The organism is Synechococcus sp. RC10B2 (assembly GCF_047502635.1).
On record NZ_JANSHO010000001.1, the window covers coordinates 1 to 17018 of the forward strand.

The 17018-nt window shown below is 62.3% G+C and carries 14 protein-coding genes; 4 read left to right on the forward strand and 10 right to left on the reverse strand.

Features of this window, described 5'->3' with window-relative positions:
• Positions 1-273: 273 nt before the first annotated feature.
• From NW855_RS00005 to menA, 5 genes are all read right to left on the reverse strand, one after another.
• A complete protein-coding gene (locus tag NW855_RS00005; protein ID WP_011431255.1) occupies positions 274-1509 on the reverse strand; it encodes an LL-diaminopimelate aminotransferase in 1236 nt (411 codons plus the stop codon).
• Positions 1510-1606: 97 nt separating this feature from the next.
• A complete protein-coding gene (locus tag NW855_RS00010) occupies positions 1607-4858 on the reverse strand; it encodes a hypothetical protein (RefSeq protein ID WP_414508232.1) in 3252 nt (1083 codons plus the stop codon).
• Between the two features lie 80 nt (positions 4859-4938).
• Positions 4939-6117 carry an LptF/LptG family permease gene (locus NW855_RS00015; RefSeq protein ID WP_099887344.1) on the reverse strand — a complete coding sequence of 393 codons (1179 nt, stop codon included), beginning with the start codon at positions 6115-6117 and terminating at the stop codon, positions 4939-4941.
• Between the two features lie 77 nt (positions 6118-6194).
• Positions 6195-8033: an LptA/OstA family protein gene (locus NW855_RS00020; protein WP_414402485.1), complete on the reverse strand. Its 1839-nt coding sequence runs from the start codon at positions 8031-8033 to the stop codon at positions 6195-6197.
• A 141-nt stretch (positions 8034-8174) separates the two neighbouring features.
• Positions 8175-9041, reverse strand: coding sequence for a 2-carboxy-1,4-naphthoquinone phytyltransferase (menA, locus tag NW855_RS00025; protein WP_041438574.1), 867 nt, complete (start codon positions 9039-9041; stop codon positions 8175-8177).
• 368 nt (positions 9042-9409) lie between these two features.
• Between menA and NW855_RS00030 the strand changes: the two genes are divergently transcribed.
• The 3 genes from NW855_RS00030 to NW855_RS00040 all read left to right on the forward strand — a co-directional run bounded on the left by NW855_RS00030 (position 9410) and on the right by NW855_RS00040 (position 12452).
• Positions 9410-10933, forward strand: coding sequence for an isochorismate synthase MenF (locus NW855_RS00030; protein ID WP_041438572.1), 1524 nt, complete (start codon positions 9410-9412; stop codon positions 10931-10933).
• 153 nt (positions 10934-11086) lie between these two features.
• Positions 11087-12145, forward strand: a complete 1059-nt coding sequence (gene thrC, locus NW855_RS00035; protein ID WP_011431249.1) for a threonine synthase — start codon at positions 11087-11089, stop codon at positions 12143-12145.
• Positions 12146-12257: 112 nt separating this feature from the next.
• Positions 12258-12452 carry a hypothetical protein gene (locus NW855_RS00040; RefSeq protein ID WP_011431248.1) on the forward strand — a complete coding sequence of 65 codons (195 nt, stop codon included), beginning with the start codon at positions 12258-12260 and terminating at the stop codon, positions 12450-12452.
• Here NW855_RS00040 and NW855_RS00045 read toward each other — a convergent pair.
• Positions 12433-12870, reverse strand: coding sequence for a tetratricopeptide repeat protein (locus NW855_RS00045; RefSeq protein WP_011431247.1), 438 nt, complete (start codon positions 12868-12870; stop codon positions 12433-12435). The two genes, NW855_RS00040 and NW855_RS00045, sit on opposite strands and share 20 nt — an antisense overlap.
• A 218-nt stretch (positions 12871-13088) precedes the next feature.
• Between NW855_RS00045 and NW855_RS00050 the strand changes: the two genes are divergently transcribed.
• A complete protein-coding gene (locus NW855_RS00050; RefSeq protein ID WP_240527818.1) occupies positions 13089-13718 on the forward strand; it encodes a DUF4384 domain-containing protein in 630 nt (209 codons plus the stop codon).
• Between the two features lie 83 nt (positions 13719-13801).
• Here NW855_RS00050 and NW855_RS00055 read toward each other — a convergent pair whose 3' ends face one another.
• The 4 genes from NW855_RS00055 to NW855_RS00070 form a co-directional block, all read right to left on the reverse strand.
• Positions 13802-14104 carry a TMEM14 family protein gene (locus tag NW855_RS00055; RefSeq protein WP_011431244.1) on the reverse strand — a complete coding sequence of 101 codons (303 nt, stop codon included), beginning with the start codon at positions 14102-14104 and terminating at the stop codon, positions 13802-13804.
• A gap of 42 nt (positions 14105-14146) precedes the next feature.
• On the reverse strand, positions 14147-14362 hold the full coding sequence (locus tag NW855_RS00060) for a hypothetical protein (RefSeq protein ID WP_011431243.1): 216 nt from the start codon (positions 14360-14362) through the stop codon (positions 14147-14149).
• 321 nt (positions 14363-14683) lie between these two features.
• On the reverse strand, positions 14684-15439 hold the full coding sequence (locus NW855_RS00065) for a hypothetical protein (protein WP_099812830.1): 756 nt from the start codon (positions 15437-15439) through the stop codon (positions 14684-14686).
• 136 nt (positions 15440-15575) lie between these two features.
• Positions 15576-16820, reverse strand: coding sequence for an aminotransferase class I/II-fold pyridoxal phosphate-dependent enzyme (locus NW855_RS00070; protein ID WP_011431241.1), 1245 nt, complete (start codon positions 16818-16820; stop codon positions 15576-15578).
• Positions 16821-17018 lie beyond the last annotated feature (198 nt).

Here is a 17018-nt window from a genome sequence, read left to right on the forward strand (position 1 = left end):
GTTGGTTTGCTAAGTGCTGCTATTGTACCCCTTGAGCCCTTAACAGGCTGTAACTAACCTGGAGGAACTTAAGTCCGAAGTAAGCAGAACTTTGAGGTTATGCCTCAAAGGACTGTCTAGGGGCGTCTTGACAGCGCCTTTGCGAGTCCATTTTGGGCTGCGTAAGAATCCCCTGGGTGGGAGTGTCAAAGAAGAGATCCCTTCCACCACCGCCCCAGGGATCTCCCTTTCTCCAGCTTGTTGGGGAAAATCCCTGGCTCCAGCCCTCTCCACTTAGCTCCCAAACACGCTGACAATGCGGCGCATGGCTTCTTCCACGTTGGCGCGGCTGTTAAAAGCCGACAGGCGCAGATAGCCCTCGCCGGCGCTGCCAAAGCCCGATCCGGGAGTTCCCACCACATGGCAGGTGTGCAGCAGCTTGTCGAAAAACTCCCAACTGCTCAGTCCTTCCGGGGCTTTTACCCAAACATAGGGAGCGTTGACGCCGCCGTAGGCTTGGATCCCCGCTGTGGCGAGCTGCTCGCGGATGATGCGGGCATTCTCCAGGTAAAACTGCACCAGAGCCCGCACCTGGACCTGCCCCGCCTCGGAATAGACGGCTTCTGCTCCCCGCTGCACAATGTAGGCCACGCCATTGAACTTGGTGGACTGGCGGCGATACCACAGGCTCCACAGATCCACCCAGGAGCCGTCGGCAGCCTGGCCCCGCAGCGACTTGGGCACCACGGTAAAGGCGCAGCGGGTGCCGGTAAAGCCAGCCGTTTTGGAAAAGGAGCGGAACTCGATGGCGCATTCCCTTGCCCCTGGGATCTCGTAGATGGAGTGGGGGATCCCAGGCTCGGTAATGTAGGCCTCGTAGGCGGCATCGAAGAGGATGAGCGAGTTGTGGGCGCGGGCATAGTCCACCCAGGCCTGCAAATGCTCCCGCGTGGCCACTGCGCCGGTGGGGTTGTTGGGAAAGCAGAGGTAGATGACATCCACCTTTTGCTGGGGCAAGCTGGCGGTGAAGTGGTTTTCTGCCGTCAGCGGCAGATAGACCAGGCCCTCGTATTCGCCCCGCTCGTTGGCCGGCCCCGTATGGCCGGCCATCACATTGGTGTCTACATAAACCGGGTAGACGGGATCCGTGATGGCAATGGTGTTGTCGTGGCCGAGAATATCCAGGATGTTGCCGCAGTCGCACTTGGAGCCGTCGGAGATGAAGATCTCAGAGGCGTCGATGTCGCAGCCGCGGGCCTGGAAATCGTGGCGGGCAATGGCCTGGCGCAGCCACTCGTAGCCCTGTTCCGGCCCATAGCCGCGGAAGGTGGCCCGCTCCCCCATCTCCTCCACGGCCCGGATCATGGCTGTTCGGCAGGCTTCCGGCAGCGGCTCGGTGACATCGCCAATGCCCATCTTGATGATCTGAGCTTCGGGATGGGCGGCGGCAAAGGCCTGCACCCGCCGGGCAATCTCGGGAAAGAGATAGCCAGCCTTCAGCTTGAGGAAGTGGTCGTTGATCCTGGCCATAGGAGTTCAGCGCTGCTGAGCAAAAAGGAGCGTCGGCCCTTTAGTGTAGCCGAAGCCGGCCCCAACCCGCCCTCCCGACTGCAGGGCAGAGCCAGCCCTAGCGCCCCAGGCTATCCAGGCTGAAGGCGCCCACCGGCGAGGTTAGGTGAAACTCTCCCCGCTCTTGGGTCAGGCCCACCGGGCGGCTGGGAAAGGCCACCAGGATCCCTTCCAGGTGCAGGGACTCTGCCAGCGGATCGTAGGCCAGGCGCAGCTCGAAATCCCGCAGGTCGCGGCGCACCTCAATGCGGCGGATCCCTGCCTCCGTCAGGCCCAGGCGGAGCCGCCAGTGGTTTTGCCACTGCGTGCCGAGGGTGGCATCTAACTCCAGTCCATAGGTAGAGATCTGACCTAGCCGCGGATCGTAAACCGCCTGCAGCGCGTAGCTGATCCCTGGTTCATACACCTCCAGGCCAGAGCGTTGATCCCGGTTAAATGTGGTGCTGCTGCGTCCCCGATATTCCAGACGAACGGGTTGGAGCTGTCCCTGGTTCAGGTCGTAGGCCGTCTGCAACTGAATGTTGAACAGATCAGGGGTGGTGCTCCAGGTGAAGTTGGCGTTGAGGGTATCCCACTTCTGGGTGATGAAGTCGTAGCCAAGGCTGGTGTCCAGGCGCACCAGGTTTTTCACCTCTGCCTGCAGCTCCTGCAGGTTACGGGAGGCAATCGCTTCCAAGTCCTCCGGCGTGTCGTCGGGAAAAGTCAGGGCTATGGGCAGCTCGCCGGGCAGGTCATCTTCAAAGGCAAGGTAGCCGGGAGGCACGTTGGGCAGGAAGTCGCGCGGCGTAAAGAAGCTGATGCTGGCGTTGAGGCGATCCACATCCTTGGGGCTGGCGGAAAGGGTTTGAAAGGGCACAGAGTTGTTGCCGTAGAAGGTGCGGCTGTAGCGCAGGTCGATGGTGTTCCAGTCGGCAGGCTTGAGGCTGAGGCGGGGGTTGAGGCTGACGGTGGATTCCTGGTCGGGGGTTGAGTACAGGACTTGGGTGTAGTCGATCGAGCCGGGCATGAAGGTGATCCAGGGAGCCGGTTGAATGTCGTTGAATTGAAGGCTGGAGCGCAGCTCGTAACGATTGAAAAAGTTAAGGCCGGATCCCACTTCTCGATCCGGCTGTTGCTCTTGGGTCAGGGTGAGGGCGCTGCTGAGGGAGATATCGGGAGTGATGCGGAGGAGATCGGGATTGAAGGCCAGCTCGAAGTTGCGGCGCGGCTCGGTGTCGCCGTTGGAGCTGCTGTAGGCGCGGTAGGCCAGGCGATAGGTGCCGCCCCAGCCGGGTGGGGTGAGTTGGGCACCCAGCGTCAGCCGCGCGTCGGCAAAGTCTGGCCCATCCTTGACGCTCACCCGCTGGTTGTAGTCCAGCCGCAGATCCGATTGCAGCCAAGGCATGCCCCCATAGCGCTGGAGGTGGCTGAGGGTGAGGGGAAAGCTATAGGTGCCGTTCTCCTGGGATCCGCTGCGGCTGATGTTGAGGGTGGTGGTGGAGAGATCCCCCTGAAAGGTGGTGTTGAGGCGCAGGTCGGCGTTGTCGTTGCGCCCGCCGGCAGGGCGGTAGGTGTTGTCCAGGTTGAGGTTGAGCTGGCCCCACAGTTGGCCTTCTTGGCCGAGGATGTTGGCGGCGTAGAAGTCGAAGTTGTGGTCGAGGCGGAGGCGGCTGGAAAAGCGCCGCTGGTCGGCCTCGGTTACCAGGTAAAACTGGGCCCGCCCGTAGTTGACGCTGTCGGGGATGGGGAGGATGTAGTCGTGCAGAAAGCCGATGCCCAGGCCTTTCTTCTGCAGGACATCTAGCCGCAGGCCGCCGAAGTTGTACTCGTCGAAGCGGTAGGCCCAACTGGACTTGACAAACACCCCTTCCGCCTCGCTGCGTCCCGGCAGCACCCACTGGTGATCCCGCAGGCTGTAGATAAAAAGGGGCAAGTAGGCAACCTGCAGTCCCGCCCGCAGATCGCCCTCTGGGGTGAGCTCGCCGCCGGCAAAGACGCGGGCGTCGTAAACGATGACCCGGTTATCGGGAAACACTTCCACCCGATCCCCTTGTACGTAGTGGGTAATGGGCGGCTCCGGCGAGGTGGTGACGGTGGCTTTCTCGAAAAAGATCTGATCCCCCAACAGGGCGGTGGTCTCTTGGCTGCGCACAAAAACCTTGGTGCCCGGCTCCTCCCCCGGCAAGATCACCAGCGAGCTTTCAAATTGAGCGCTGCGACCGGGGATGTCCAGATCCAGGTTGCGCCCCTCAATTTGCCGGATGCCGCGCCCCTGGGGTCCAGGGGGCTGTTCCATCCGGAAGGGGCCGTCGCTGCGCAGGCGCCGTTCCCGTCGGTAAAACAACAGCCGCTCGCCGCTGATGCGGGTGCCGTCGGCCAACTGGATCTGGGCGTTCCCCTCGGCAATGCCCAGGTCTTGCTCGGCAAGGTAGCTGAGCACATCCCCACTGACGTTGATCTGAGCCGGGTCGAGGGGGATCTGGGCGGTGGCGGTGGCCGCCAGCTGCTGGCGAATCTGGGATCCCTGGCTGGCAGGCGGAGCGGCTTCTGGGCCGGTGGCGGGATCGCCCAGATCTCGCAACAGGGGGAACCGCTCCAACAACTGAGGAGCAAGGAGGGATCCGGCAGTGGGGGTGAATGCCTCAGTTCCGGTTTGAGCTGCCCTCTGAGTGCCGGTGGAAGAAGGGGCGCCGCCCCAATTCCAGTTCCCGCCGGCTTGCGGGATCCAGGTCGGGACTTGCTGCGCCACCGCTTCCGAACCAGGCCTCTCTTGCCCTTGAGCAGCGGCCAGGCTCTCGACGGTGGACCCTGGGGGGGGAACAGGCAAGCGCCTCGCTTCGTTGGGGTGCTGCCCAGGTTGCTCTTCTACCTGCAAGTCAGCAGCTTGGGAAGTTGCAGGCTGGGAGGAGCGAAGGGAGTCCAGAGTAGGAACAGCTGCCGTGGGCGTTGTCGATGAAGCAGACCGGGAGGACGGTGTTGCCTGAGCTTGGGCCTGCTGCGCCTGCTGCCGTGCATGGGCTGCTGCCCCCTCGGCCAAGAGCCGCTGCAGCCGCTGCCGGTTTAGCTCTTCCGGTGTGAGCGCTTTTTCGGGAGGGGATCCTTCAACAGGGGCCGAGGCGGGAAGAGGGGGAACGGAGGGAGCCGCTGTTGCTGCCAGGCGCGAGGAGGATTGGGCCTCGGCCAAGGTGATGGGATCCCCCAACAGGCTGGCGCCGGTGGGAGCAACCGGCTCTGAGCCAGGATCGCGGCTCCGCTGGGCCGCCCAAAAGCGCTGATAGCCCTCCAGATTGGTGGGCAGGGGATCCAACTGGGCAAAGACGGCCTCCCCCATCCCCAACCACAAGGAGCTGCCCCAGCACAGGGCCAACCATTTTGCCCAAGGGCTGAAGCCCTGCGGGAAGTTGCCGGATCTCACCGTAAAAACCGCCACAGTAGAGAGAAGCCCACCCCACCGAAAATCATATTCGGCAACCAGGCGGCCAGCCAGGGATCGATATGCTCAACTCGGCCCATGGCGCGTCCCAGGCTCATCAGTACATAGTAAATAAACACCAGGACAATCGCCAGCGCCACACTGCCGTAGCGGCCGGTCTGGCGCACCGTCTGCAGGCCCAAGGGCGCAGCCACCAAAATGGCAAAAAAGCTGGCCAAGGGAATGGCGAACTTGAGGTGGTACTCCGTCAGGCAGCGGGCCACATCAGCAGAAGGACGTTGCTCCGCTCGATATCGCTGGCACTGCTCCCACAGCTCTGCCGCCCGTTGCTCCTGGGGCACCTTCTCGGCGTACACCAGGCCCACCAACTTGTTGACGATGTTCAGCTCCATCTCCGCCACCTGGCCCTCGTAGTAGGTGCGCCCCCGCTCGTCGTAGCGACGGATCACCACGTCTTGCAGGTGCCAGGCTTGGCCCACCTGCTGCGCCGTTTGGGCCGAGATCACCTGTGGGTAGCGCAGGTGGCCGGTCTCGGCCTTGCGATCCAAAATCAGCAGATCGTGCATCCAGCCGGTCTTCGGGTCGATGGATCCCACATGAAACCAGAGGTCGTCGTCCACCCGCACAATTTCCTCCGAGTCAAACGGAAGGGCATCCTGGGCCAGGATGAGGTTGGTGTTCAGGGTTTTCACCTTTTGGTTGGTCTCTGGCACGATCACCTCGTTGGTCAACAGCGCCAGGCCGCTGACCAGCAGGCCGATGCAGAGCACCGGAATCAACACCTTGCGGTAGGGGATCCCGGCGGCCCGCAGGGCGGTGATCTCGCTGTCAGCTCCCATCCTGCCCAGAGTAAGTAGGGTGGCAAAGAGGCCGGCAATGGGGAAGGTGACCACCAAAATGGCGGGCAAGTTGAGGAGGAGAATGTGCAAAATTGTCAGGGGAGGGGCGCCTTTTTTCACCAGCAAATCGGCGTAGATAAAAAGCTGGTTGCCCAGCATCATCACCGTGCCCCCCGCCACCCCCAAAAAGAAGGGGCGGATCATCTCTTTGCAGAGATAAAACTCCAAAAAAAAGCCCCCCAACTTCAGGGATCCCCAAAAGCTCCCCGTCTGGGCAGAAGTTCGGCGCCGTTGACCCTTGGCCAGTGGGATGGTCATGTGGCTCTGTTACCTCAGGTGCACAAGCTCAGCCAGCTCTAGAGATCCAGACGACCCCCAGCTCCGCTGGGATCCCGTCAGAGGGCGTCGGTGATGCGGAATTGAAACATCCCCTGCTGCTGCTCGTCCCCTTCCACGGTGTACTCATCCCGCTCCAAGTTCAGGGTGACCAGCCTGCCGCTGAGGCGGTTGGCGCCCCGGCACATCTGATCCAGAGCATCGCGACCGGGCAGCGGTGCAGTGCTCTCGCGGGGAATCGGATTGAGCTCGCCGCGATCGCAGAGGAGGACGGGAGCCTGGTCGGCGGTGATCCTGAAAATCTGCCCTTGGTCGGAGTACTCGGCGCGATCCCCTTCGATGGCGCGGTTGGCCTGCACGATAACCACATTGCCGAAGAAGCGGGCATCGCCGCTGGCCTGATCGATCTCCACCCGGTCGGCGTAGATCACCGTCGGCTGGTCCACATCGGCCTGGGTCTGGGGGTTTTGCAGACGCCGCGCCAGCCAGTCCCCCTCGATCTGCTCGATCACCACCTCTCCCCGCAGCTCCACCTTCTCAGGGGTAATGGTGGCCTGGTTGGCCTTGGCCTTGCGCCCCCGCTGGATGAACTCGACGGCCTCGCTAAACTCCGAGGTGCCGGTACGAGAGTTGTAAACCAGGCGGGCGGCCCGCACTTCCGTTTCGGCTTGGCGCAGCTCCTCCGTCAGGGATCCGCCGCCAGGAGCTGGGGTAGAGGTGGCCATCTGCCGGTAGAGGACGTTTTCTTCAAAAAAGAAGATCTTGTCGCGGTGGTTGCCCTCCAAGCGGGCGGAGGTGAGCACCCGCCCAGGCTCGCGCAGGGTAACCCCCCCCGTCAGCAGGCTTTGGGATTCGCGGCGGCGGTAGATGCCCTGAGCTGCCTGGATGGTGGTTTCCCCCTGTTGAACTTCCAGGTTGCCTTCCCCGCGAGCAATTTGCGTGTTGCGGTCGTAGGTGAGGCGGTCGGCGACGATGGTGACCTCCTGATCCTGCTGGGCTGGGGTCGCCTGGGGATCAGCCTGGGCCAAGCGCAGATCCGCCAAGAGGGGATCCCGGCTGCTTTTAGCAGCCACCTCCTGCAACACCACGCCACCGGAGAGAATGCTCTGGGCCTGTCGGCGCAGGTAGGTGCCCTGAGGGGCGCGAATCTCGAGGCCGCCTTCGCGAATGCGCAGGTTCCCTTTCCCTTCGGCCACCTGGTTGGCCCGGTCGTAGGTGAGCTGGTCAGCGGTGATGATGGTAGAAGTGGGATCCGCCCCAGCGCTGGTCGGGTCGCTCATGGGCGCGGCTGCTGGGCGTGAGGACTCCGAATCCAAGGGCAACACCGTTAGCTTGCCCTGCTGGGCGCTGAGGAGGGCAAATTGGAAGTTAAACGAGCCGGAGCGGCCCTCTAGGATCATTTCTTGCCCTTTGAGGGTGAAGGCCTCCGGCACCTCGATGCGCTCTTCGGGGGTGATTCGCAGAGCACGGGTCAGAAGCAGGCTGCCATCCTCGCTTCTCACCTCCACCCCCTCATCCAGATACAACGCGTCGGCGGTGGCGTCGTAGCGGGCACGCTTGGCCTGCCAAATCATCCGCTCGCTGCTGGCAAAAAAGGGATCCGGCACCTCTTCTTGGCGGTCGGCGCCATCTCCGTAGAAGTAGCCGTGCGCCCCCTGCTCAAACACCTGTTGCCCAGCTCTTAGCTCCACCTGGTCGGCGATGAGACGCCAACGCCGCTGGCCCCCTCGACGACCCAAGATATCTACCCTGCGGCTGACGGAAAGGGGCTGATCCGGGGGAAGGGGCTCCACCTTTACCTCTTCGATGTCGATGGACAAGGCCCAGGCAACCAGAGCAGCCAAGAGGCCGGTTCCCAAGAGCGCCACCCCCAGGTTGGAATTGAAAAATCGCCGCATCCTGTTCTCGCCGCTGCCTTACGTTGATCCCTAACCCATGAGCCCCAGCGGGGCCAACACCCAAGCCGGCACACTAGGCTGTAGCTTATCGCAATCTGCGGGCCGCCTCGGCGGGATCCCGATCACCTCTAGGGTTCTGGCTTATCCCAGACGGCTGAGGATAAAGCCCAGCCCCAGAAACAGCCCCAGCCAAAAGTGGAGGCCGACGGCGATGAACTTAGAATGGCTGATCCGCTGCGGCTGGTCGTGATAGGCCCCCAGCAGGCGGGATAGCCGCACCGCAAAGGGGATCCCGGCAAAACCCAGCAACGTCCAAGCCGGAAAAGCCCCCAGCCCGACAAACAGCAGCAGCAGGCCAAAAATGCTGCCGCAGATCCAGGGGATGAGACGGGCGGAGCGCCGAGTGCCCAGGCGGGCCACCGGCGAGCGCTTGCCGGCAGCCAGATCGTCCTCCACCTGATGGAAATGGGAGCAAAACAAAATTAAGCTGGTGACCATCCCCACCACCAGTGAGGCCGCCAGGGCTGGCAGCGACCAGCTTTGGCTTTGGCTGTAGTGGGCGGCCAAAACCGCCAGCGGCCCGAAGCTCAAAAAACAGAGGAGCTCCCCCAGGCCGTAGTAGCCCAGGCGCAGGGGCGGCCCCTGGTAGGCGTAGCCCAGCCCGCAGGCCAGCAGCACCAATAGCAGCACCGTCGGATCCGATTGCCGCCAGCTCAGCCACAGGATCCCCGCCAGCCCCAAAGCCAAAAAGGCGTTGCCCACCCAAAACACCTGAACCGGCCTGCCCGTCAAGCTGACCAGCGAGTGGAGCTTGTTTTTGTCCACCCCCGTCTGGGCATCAAACACGTCGTTGCTGATGTTGACCCAAGCCAAAAGACAGATGGCGGCCCCCAGAAACACCGCCAAAACCCCCACATCCATCGCCCCTGACTGGGCGTAGGCGATGGCGGATCCCACCCAGATGGGCATGATCGCCACGCTGTACATGGGGGGCTTAAGGGCGGCCATCCACAACTGTCGCCGAGAGCGGCCCTCCCAAGTGCCCTTTTCCGCAAGCTGTACTGGGCTGGCCTTTGGACTCCTGCGCGTTCTCTTTGACGGTTCCGGCTGTGCGAGCATGTTGGATCTAGCTCTCTCTGGGTTCTGTGTTTGCTCTGTATTTGTTAGGTTAGGGGGCTTCTGTTCCCATCCCCAAGGATGCTAAGAAACCTTGCAATCCGTAAAGAAACGCCTGGGATCCGGCGCTGGCGAGCCTGAGCTGCCGGCTGCCCCCCTAATCTCATATCCTGAAACGCCTTTCTGCAGCTTCCCTTGCCGGTTGAGATGACGGTTGTCCTGTTTTCGGCCAAGGTAGGATCGTTCTCTTTTGCTTGCGCATGACTTCTTCTCTTTTCCCCTGGAAGGGTGGGTCCGGACGCACGAAATGGCCCAGAGCCTGGCCGCCCATTCACGCCTCTGCTGGGCCAGCAGAGGTGGAACACGCCTGGGATCCCCTGCTAGCGACCTGCCAAGAGATGGCGCGAGCGCGGGGGATCCCCCAGATTCTCAGCCTATCGCAGCCCATCTCAGGGCTAGATCCGCTGGCAGTGCTGACCCGGCAGTTGGGCTCGCTCCCCCCCAACCGCTCCTCTAGCTATTGCTATCTCTCCCACCAGGCGCAAGGGGAAAGGGTGCGGGTGCTGGGGTGGGGATCCCTGCGGCAGCTCGACCTTTCAGGAGAGGGGAGATTTCAGGCGGCACGGGCCTTTGTGCAAGCCCTACAGCCCCATGTCCACACCGCTCCTGGCAACCTAGAGTCCCCAAGCAGCCGTCAGGAGCGCCCTTTGTGCTTCTGCCGTTTTGGCTTTGCCCCCAGGAGCGGCGGGGGGGCAGCACTGGTCCTGCCGCGCTGGCAACTGTTGCAGGTGGGGGGGGAGCTGACGGTGGCGCGGCTTAACCTAGAAGTCGGCCCCGAAAGCGACCCGGCGGCCTTGGCTGGCCAGATTGCCGCTTTTTTTGCCCGCATGCAGCGTCTTTCCCAGGCTCCCTTGCCCGGTTGGGAGCTGCAGCCCCCTCTACCGGTAGCGGTAGCGGAAACACCTCTCTTGGCTCGCATTCAAAAAGCCCTGCAAGCGATTCAGGCGGGATCCCTGGAAAAAGTGGTGCTGGCAGAGGCTGTGGATCTGGCGTTGCCCTCCCCTCCCCCGATCCCTTCGCTGCTGGCCTATCTGGAGGCCCATCACCCCGATTGCAGCGTCTTCGCCTTTGCCCTGGAAAGCCAGAGGGATTTTCCTCCCCAGATCTTCTTGGGAGCCAGCCCAGAACGGCTACTGTCGGTGTGGCAGGGCCGGGTGCAGATCGATGCGCTGGCCGGCTCCGTCGCCCGCGGCGCCAACGGCCACCAGGATCGCATGTTGGCCGAGCAACTGCTCCGCAGCCCCAAAGACCGCCGCGAACACCAGTGGGTGGTGCGCTCGATCCAAGAGGCTCTGGGCCGGCTGGGGATGGAGCCCCGGATCTCCCCTCAGCCACGGCTGCGCCGTTTGGCCAACATCCAGCATCTGCAAACGGTGATCGAGGCCGAACTCCCTACGGAGGTGCATCTGTTCGACCTGTTGGCCCAGCTCCACCCCACCGCAGCGGTGGGAGGCTATCCGCAGCAGGCGGCGCTGCAGTGGCTGGAGCAGTGGGAGCCCTTTGACCGCTCGAGCTATGCCGCCCCGCTGGGCTGGGTGGACTTGCAGGGCAATGGCGAGTTGGTGGTTGGGATCCGCTCGGCTTTGATCGCGGGGAAGCGGGCCCGCCTGTATGCCGGCGCCGGCATCGTGGCCGATTCCAACCCCGCCCAGGAGCTGGCCGAGATCCGCCTCAAGTTGCATTCTCTGGCCCAGGCGCTGGCCTTGCAGCCCTTGCCCGACTAGATCCTCTCGATCCGGCAGGGGAGAGAGCTGCTCCAACTGCTTCGCAAACGGTTACAGTTAAGAAGCTGGCCCTTCCGTTGGCCTCGACTGCTCGGCAGCATGGTGACCCTGAATCCCACCCATTCCTCTCGTACGGCCGGATCCCGCGCGCAAGTGGGGCTCTGGCCCGGCCTGATCCAGCACTACCGGGACTGGCTCCCCGTCAGCTCCAGCACCCCCGTAGTGACGCTGCATGAGGGCAATACTCCTTTGATCCCCTCTCCCGCGCTGAGCCAACGGCTGGGGCGAGACTGCCAGGTTTACCTGAAGCTGGAGGGCCTCAACCCCACCGGCAGCTTCAAGGATCGGGGCATGACCATGGCAGTGTCCAAAGCCAAAGAGGCGGGGGCGGAAGCGGTCATCTGCGCCAGCACCGGCAACACGTCGGCAGCAGCCGCTGCCTATGCGGCCAAAGGGGGCCTGCGGGCCTACGTGCTGATCCCAGATGGCTACGTGGCCAAGGGCAAGCTGGCCCAGACCCTGATGTACGGGGCCGAGATCATCGCCATCCAGGGCAACTTCGACCAGGCGCTGGCTATGGTGCGGCAACTGGCGGAAGCTTACCCAGTGGCCCTGGTCAATTCTGTCAACCGCTTTCGGCTGGAGGGGCAGAAGACCGCCGCCTTCGAGGTGGTGGATGCCTTGGGGGATGCCCCCGACTGGCTCTGTATCCCCGTGGGCAATGCCGGCAACATCACCGCCTACTGGATGGGGTTTTGTCAGTACCATCAGCAGGGCAAGGCTAGCCGCCGCCCGCGTCTCTACGGCTTTGAGGCTGCCGGCGCCGCTCCCATCGTTCTGGGCCGGGTGGTGGAACACCCGGAAACGGTGGCTACGGCCATCCGCATCGGCAACCCTGCCAGTTGGGTGAAGGCCAAGGCGGCAGTCCAGGCCAGCGGTGGCCGGGTGGATAGTGTAACCGACGAGGAGATCCTGGCCGCCTATCGTCTGCTGGCGGCGGAGGAAGGGATCTTCTGCGAGCCGGCCAGTGCCGCTGCAGTGGCTGGATTGCTGAAATGGCGGGATCAGGTGCCTGCCGGCGCCCAGGTGGTGTGCGTGCTCACCGGCAACGGCCTTAAGGATCCCGACACGGCCGCCCAACAGGGATCCGCCGCCATCCACACAGGAGTAGCCCCCGATTTGGCTGCTGTAGCCCGCCTGATGGGCTTTTAGCGCCGCTGGTCGTGGTTGTGCCACCTGGTAGTACCCCTGGATAAATGGGGTGCTGGCTCAAGTTGGCGACGAAGCCGAGAGGCGTCTCCTTCTCAGCTGGGCTACCTGGTAATTGCCGCCAGCGCCCGTAGAGGAGCCTTGGCTGAATTGGGAAGAGCTAGAGGACTTTTGGCAGTTGGTGGACAAGCTGCAACTGCCTGCGGAAGTGGTGAGACAGGTTTCTCAAGAAGTGGCAGCCGAGCTGGGGGATCCCGGCGTTCCCCCCCTGGAAGTCCTGGTGCAGGGGTTTACTCGTCACTGCGGCTAGAAGGCTGCGCGGGCGACTGATAGTTGCGGATGGCTCGCCTGACCAAAGTGAGAAAGGCATAGGCCCGTTGATCGTTGGGATCCAAGCGCATCACGGTTTGAAAAGCCGCTTCGGCCTGCCGCAGGACCTCGAGATCGAGTTGTCCATCCACCTCTGCTTCCAGTTGAGCCTTTTGCAACAGCAAGGCTCCCCGGTTGTAGTGGGCTGCAACATGGGTGGGATCTGCCGCCAACACGGCCTCCAGCTCGGCCAGTGCCGGATCCAGATAGCCACTCATGCCCAGCACCCAGGCCAGCTTGTAGCGAGCTTCGGTGTGCGCGGGATCCTCGGCAACTGCCCGGCGAAAGGCCTGGATGGCAGCCGGAAAATCGCCTGCCTGAACCGCCGCAATGCCTTCTTGGTAACTGTCGCCGGCCATAGGCAAGGTTGGGCTCGAGTCGAGGGATCCCCAATCTGCAGCTTAGCCCTTTCCAGACAGGATCTCCCAGTTTTCTCAGCGCCTTTTCCCCCCTGGGCCTGCCATCTGCGGCAGGGGAAACTGCATCAGCAGGAGATCTGAGACTGCGCGAAGCCTGCTCCGGTCGAACTCTGCCCCTTCCTAGGATGAACATAGCCACTGATTGTCAGGTGTGAACTATGAACGCCAAACTGGTCTTCCTGCCGCTGGCTTTGGGGCTGTCGATGGCTCCGGCCACCGCCGTTTTCCCGCAGACCCTGGGCCTCTACCCCCCGCTGCAAAGGCTACAACTGGCCGACAATCGGCTGGAAACCGGCACCCGCTCCATCATCGTCAACCCAGTGCCTTCCAACTTGCAGGTCAACCTGGAGCTGGATCGGCGCGGCTCTAACCCCATCTACCGGCCCGGCGAGCCGATTGCCATTACCGTGAGCACCAATCGCGACGCTTACGTCTACCTCTTCAGCATCCAAGCCGATGGCCGCACCCATTTGATTTTGCCCAACCGCTTCTCGGGTGGAAACGAGTTTTTGCGGGCCGGCGAAGCGCGCACCTTCCCGCCCCCTGGCGCCCGCTACCGCCTGACCATCGCCCCGCCCTTTGGCCAAGCCCAAGTATTGGCGGTGGCCTCCCTCCGTCCCCTCAACTTCCAGGAGATTGCCTCTTTTGAGCAGGGTGGCTCCTTTGCCAATGTACGGGTACGGGGATCCCAACTGGGCGATGCCATCGCCCGCGCCATCGTCGTCGAGGAGATCCCTGCCACCGAGTGGGTGACCACCACTCGCTTCTATCGGGTTGCACCGTGGTGACCCCGGCAATGGAGATCCCAGACCCGCCCTAATCCCAGAGTCTGGAACCGACAGCCAAGCAGGCTTGTCTTGCCGCTGCCGGCCTAGACCGAGCCGAAGCTGAGGCCTAGGAGAAGAACAGCCGCCAAGCTCACCACCAGCATTAGACCAGCAGGCAGAAATTGGCCGGTTTTGCGGTAGCGCAGGGCAAAGAGAAGGGATCCCAGCACCGCCGTCCCCAAGCCCAGACCCAGCCCCCAGCGGGGATCTGTTCCCAGTAGCCCGTAGCTGACGCCGCTGAGGGCGGCCCCCACCAGGCCGCTAATTAACGACTTGGAGCTTCTGCCTTTCACATAGCCGACGACCCCGCCTAGCAAAAGCAGCGCTCCATAGACGAGCAAAGTCATCTGTGCGGCCATCATGGCTGGGAAAAACCCCCCTAGCTCGGTCTAGTCGACAACAATTTCACGAATCAAGGGCAGGCGGATGCTGATGTAGCGGTTGAGAATTGAGGCATCGACGTTGCTGAGGGCATGTTTTTTTTGGCAAGCACTCAGAAGCAGATTCACCAAGTCATCGTCGCGCTGATTGAGCCAATCTGGCCTGCCGATCTCGCTGACCAAAGACCAGAACTGGCGTACCATTTCAGGGGTCATGGCATCCATTGTGTAGGGTAAGGGCTGAACTGCGAAAGTGCAAGAGAAAGAGGGGTCTAGGCCATCGATCCCATTCTAGGGAAAACGCCCTGTCCATGAAGGCAACATTTCAGCTCCGTCACAACTTAGGATAAGATGTCATGCTTTCCCATAAACCTCAGCAAACCCCAACCAACCCTGCTTCAGAAGGCTCTGAACCAGAAGCTTCCAGCGCTAATAAAATAAAGCAATAATGACTCTTGCCCAATCTCGACATCGGCATCAAAAGGCTTACAGGCAGACCGGCCAAAACTTCTCAGGGAAGGCGCAGAAGCTTGGCAGGCCTGGACGCTAGTGCAGGGCGTACTGCAACCCATAGGCTCCTTCTTCTCCTGGTTTGTGGGTGTTGGCCCGGAGGGTGTAGGTGCCGCTGCGAGGCAAAAAGGCAATTATCAGGGCATCGCTGCCGCCGCCTTGGTCGTCATCCCAAGCCATCACCTCTCCCTCCGGGTCCAACAGTTGCAAAAAGGCATCGAAATCAGAGCTGGCCATCGAAGCGAGTAGGATCTGGCCGGCCCGGGCAGCGATGGGGTGTTCTTCCATCCAACTGCCGTCTTCAGGGTGTTGGGCGGATCCCTTCTGCAGACGGCCCGACACCGTTTGCTGCCAATCGACCTGGGCCAGCCGGTAGGTCAGCCGGTAGGTGCCAGTGGATGCCGGCTTGAAGCTTGTGGCCCGCAAGGTGTAGGTGCCTTCCTGCAGCAGCCGCACCGCCAAGAGGGCATTAACATCTGGGCCGGAGTCGTCGTCAAAGCCGATTACCCGCCCTTGGCCGTCCACCAGCTCCAGGTAAGGGTCAAAGTCTTCGCTCTCCAGGGCGGCGATCAGGATCTGGCCCGCCTCGGCGGCCACAGGGATCCCATCCCAGTAGCTGCCGTACTGGGGGCTGACCTCGTCCCCCCCTTCAAGAGTTCCTGTCAGGGTTTGGCTGCCTCTCCACAGGGGAGAGGGAGTCAAGGCGGCTCCCACTTGTGTGCTCCCCTCTCCCACGGGGTTCAACAGCCGACAGCCGCTGGCCAACCCCAAAGCCACCCAAGCAAGGGCCAAACGGGATCCCCAACCGAGGAAAAACCCAGAACTAGAACATAAGCTCGACATCCAATCGACGAGGATCCGTCTAGAGGGAATGGAGACCACAGACTCAATTCTACTCCTTGGGCGGAGCCCGGCCAGGGACGGCAATTTACAGAGCATCCCAAGCTTGCAAGACGGCCTCTAGGGCCAACCGCCCGTGGCTGAGATGGGTCCCCCCCTGTAAGTAGACGATGTAGGGCTCGCGCATTGGCCCATCGGCGGAGAGCTCGGCGCTGCTGCCGGCAACAAAAGTGCCCGCCGCCATCACCACCGGGTCGGCATAGCCGGGCATCACTTCTGGGATCGGGGTGAGGTAGGAATCCACTGGCGAGCTGCTTTGGATAGCGCGGCAAAAGGCCTGCAACTTCTGCGGGGATCCCAGTTGAATGGCCTGGATGATGTCGGTGCGGGACACCTGGGGTGACGGGGAAACAGGATAGCCCAGATCGTGGAACACCTGGGCGGCCAGATGGGCGATCTTGACCGCTTCGGCCACCATCTGTGGAGCCAAAAACAGCCCCTGGAACAGCAGGCGATTGAGATCGAAAGTTGCTCCCCCTTCCGAGCCGATCCCTGGCGCTGTCAGCCGGCAGGCAGCCTGCTCCACCAGCTCGGCCCGCCCCGCCACATAGCCCCCCGCCGGGGCCAGGGTGCCGCCTGGATTTTTGATTAGGGATCCAGCAATCAAATCTGCGCCCACGTGGGTGGGCTCTTGGGTTTCCACAAACTCGCCATAGCAGTTATCGACCAAGACCACCACCTCCGGGTTTTGTGCCTTGACGATCTGGATCATCTCGGCAATCTGGGCGATGGAAAAGCTGGGACGCCAGTCATAGCCACAGGAGCGCTGGATGTGAACCAGGCGGGTTTGCGGTTTGAGGGCCGTTTTCAGGGCCTGCCAATCGACATCTCCTTCCCGCAGATCCAACTGACGATAGGTAACGCCGAACTCCCGCAGGGATCCCCGCCCCGATCCCCGCAGGCCGATCACCTCCTCCAGAGTGTCGTAGGGGGGGCCGGTGATGGCCAACAGCTCATCCCCCGGCCGCAGCACGCCAAACAGGGCACAGGCAATGGCATGGGTGCCAGACACCATTTGCAGCCGCACCAGCGCCGCCTCACAGCCCATGATCTGGGCAAACACCCGATCCAAAACCTCTCGTCCCCGGTCGTCGTGACCATAGCCCGATACGCCGGCAAAGTGATGGGATCCCACCTGCTGGTCGCGGAAGGCCTGCAGCACCCGCGCCAGGTTCTCCCTAAGGACCCTATCTATCGCCTGAAACTGATCCTGCAAAGCTGCTTCTGCTTTGTCCAAAAGCTCCTTCGCTTTCCAAGAGATCTCTCTGACCACCGGGTCCACCCCACTTCTTCTAAGCAAACCGGCCTTCCGGCTAGCAGGTCGGCCACAGAGGCCAAAAACGGCTTTTCAGACCTGCTCTTGGTAACGATATTTCTACGGGATCCCTATCTTATAAAAAGCTTAACTTCAGTCAACATCTCTTCATTCTCCCTTTCAGTCTCTGTCTGAGCTGGAAAAAGCACCCTGGCT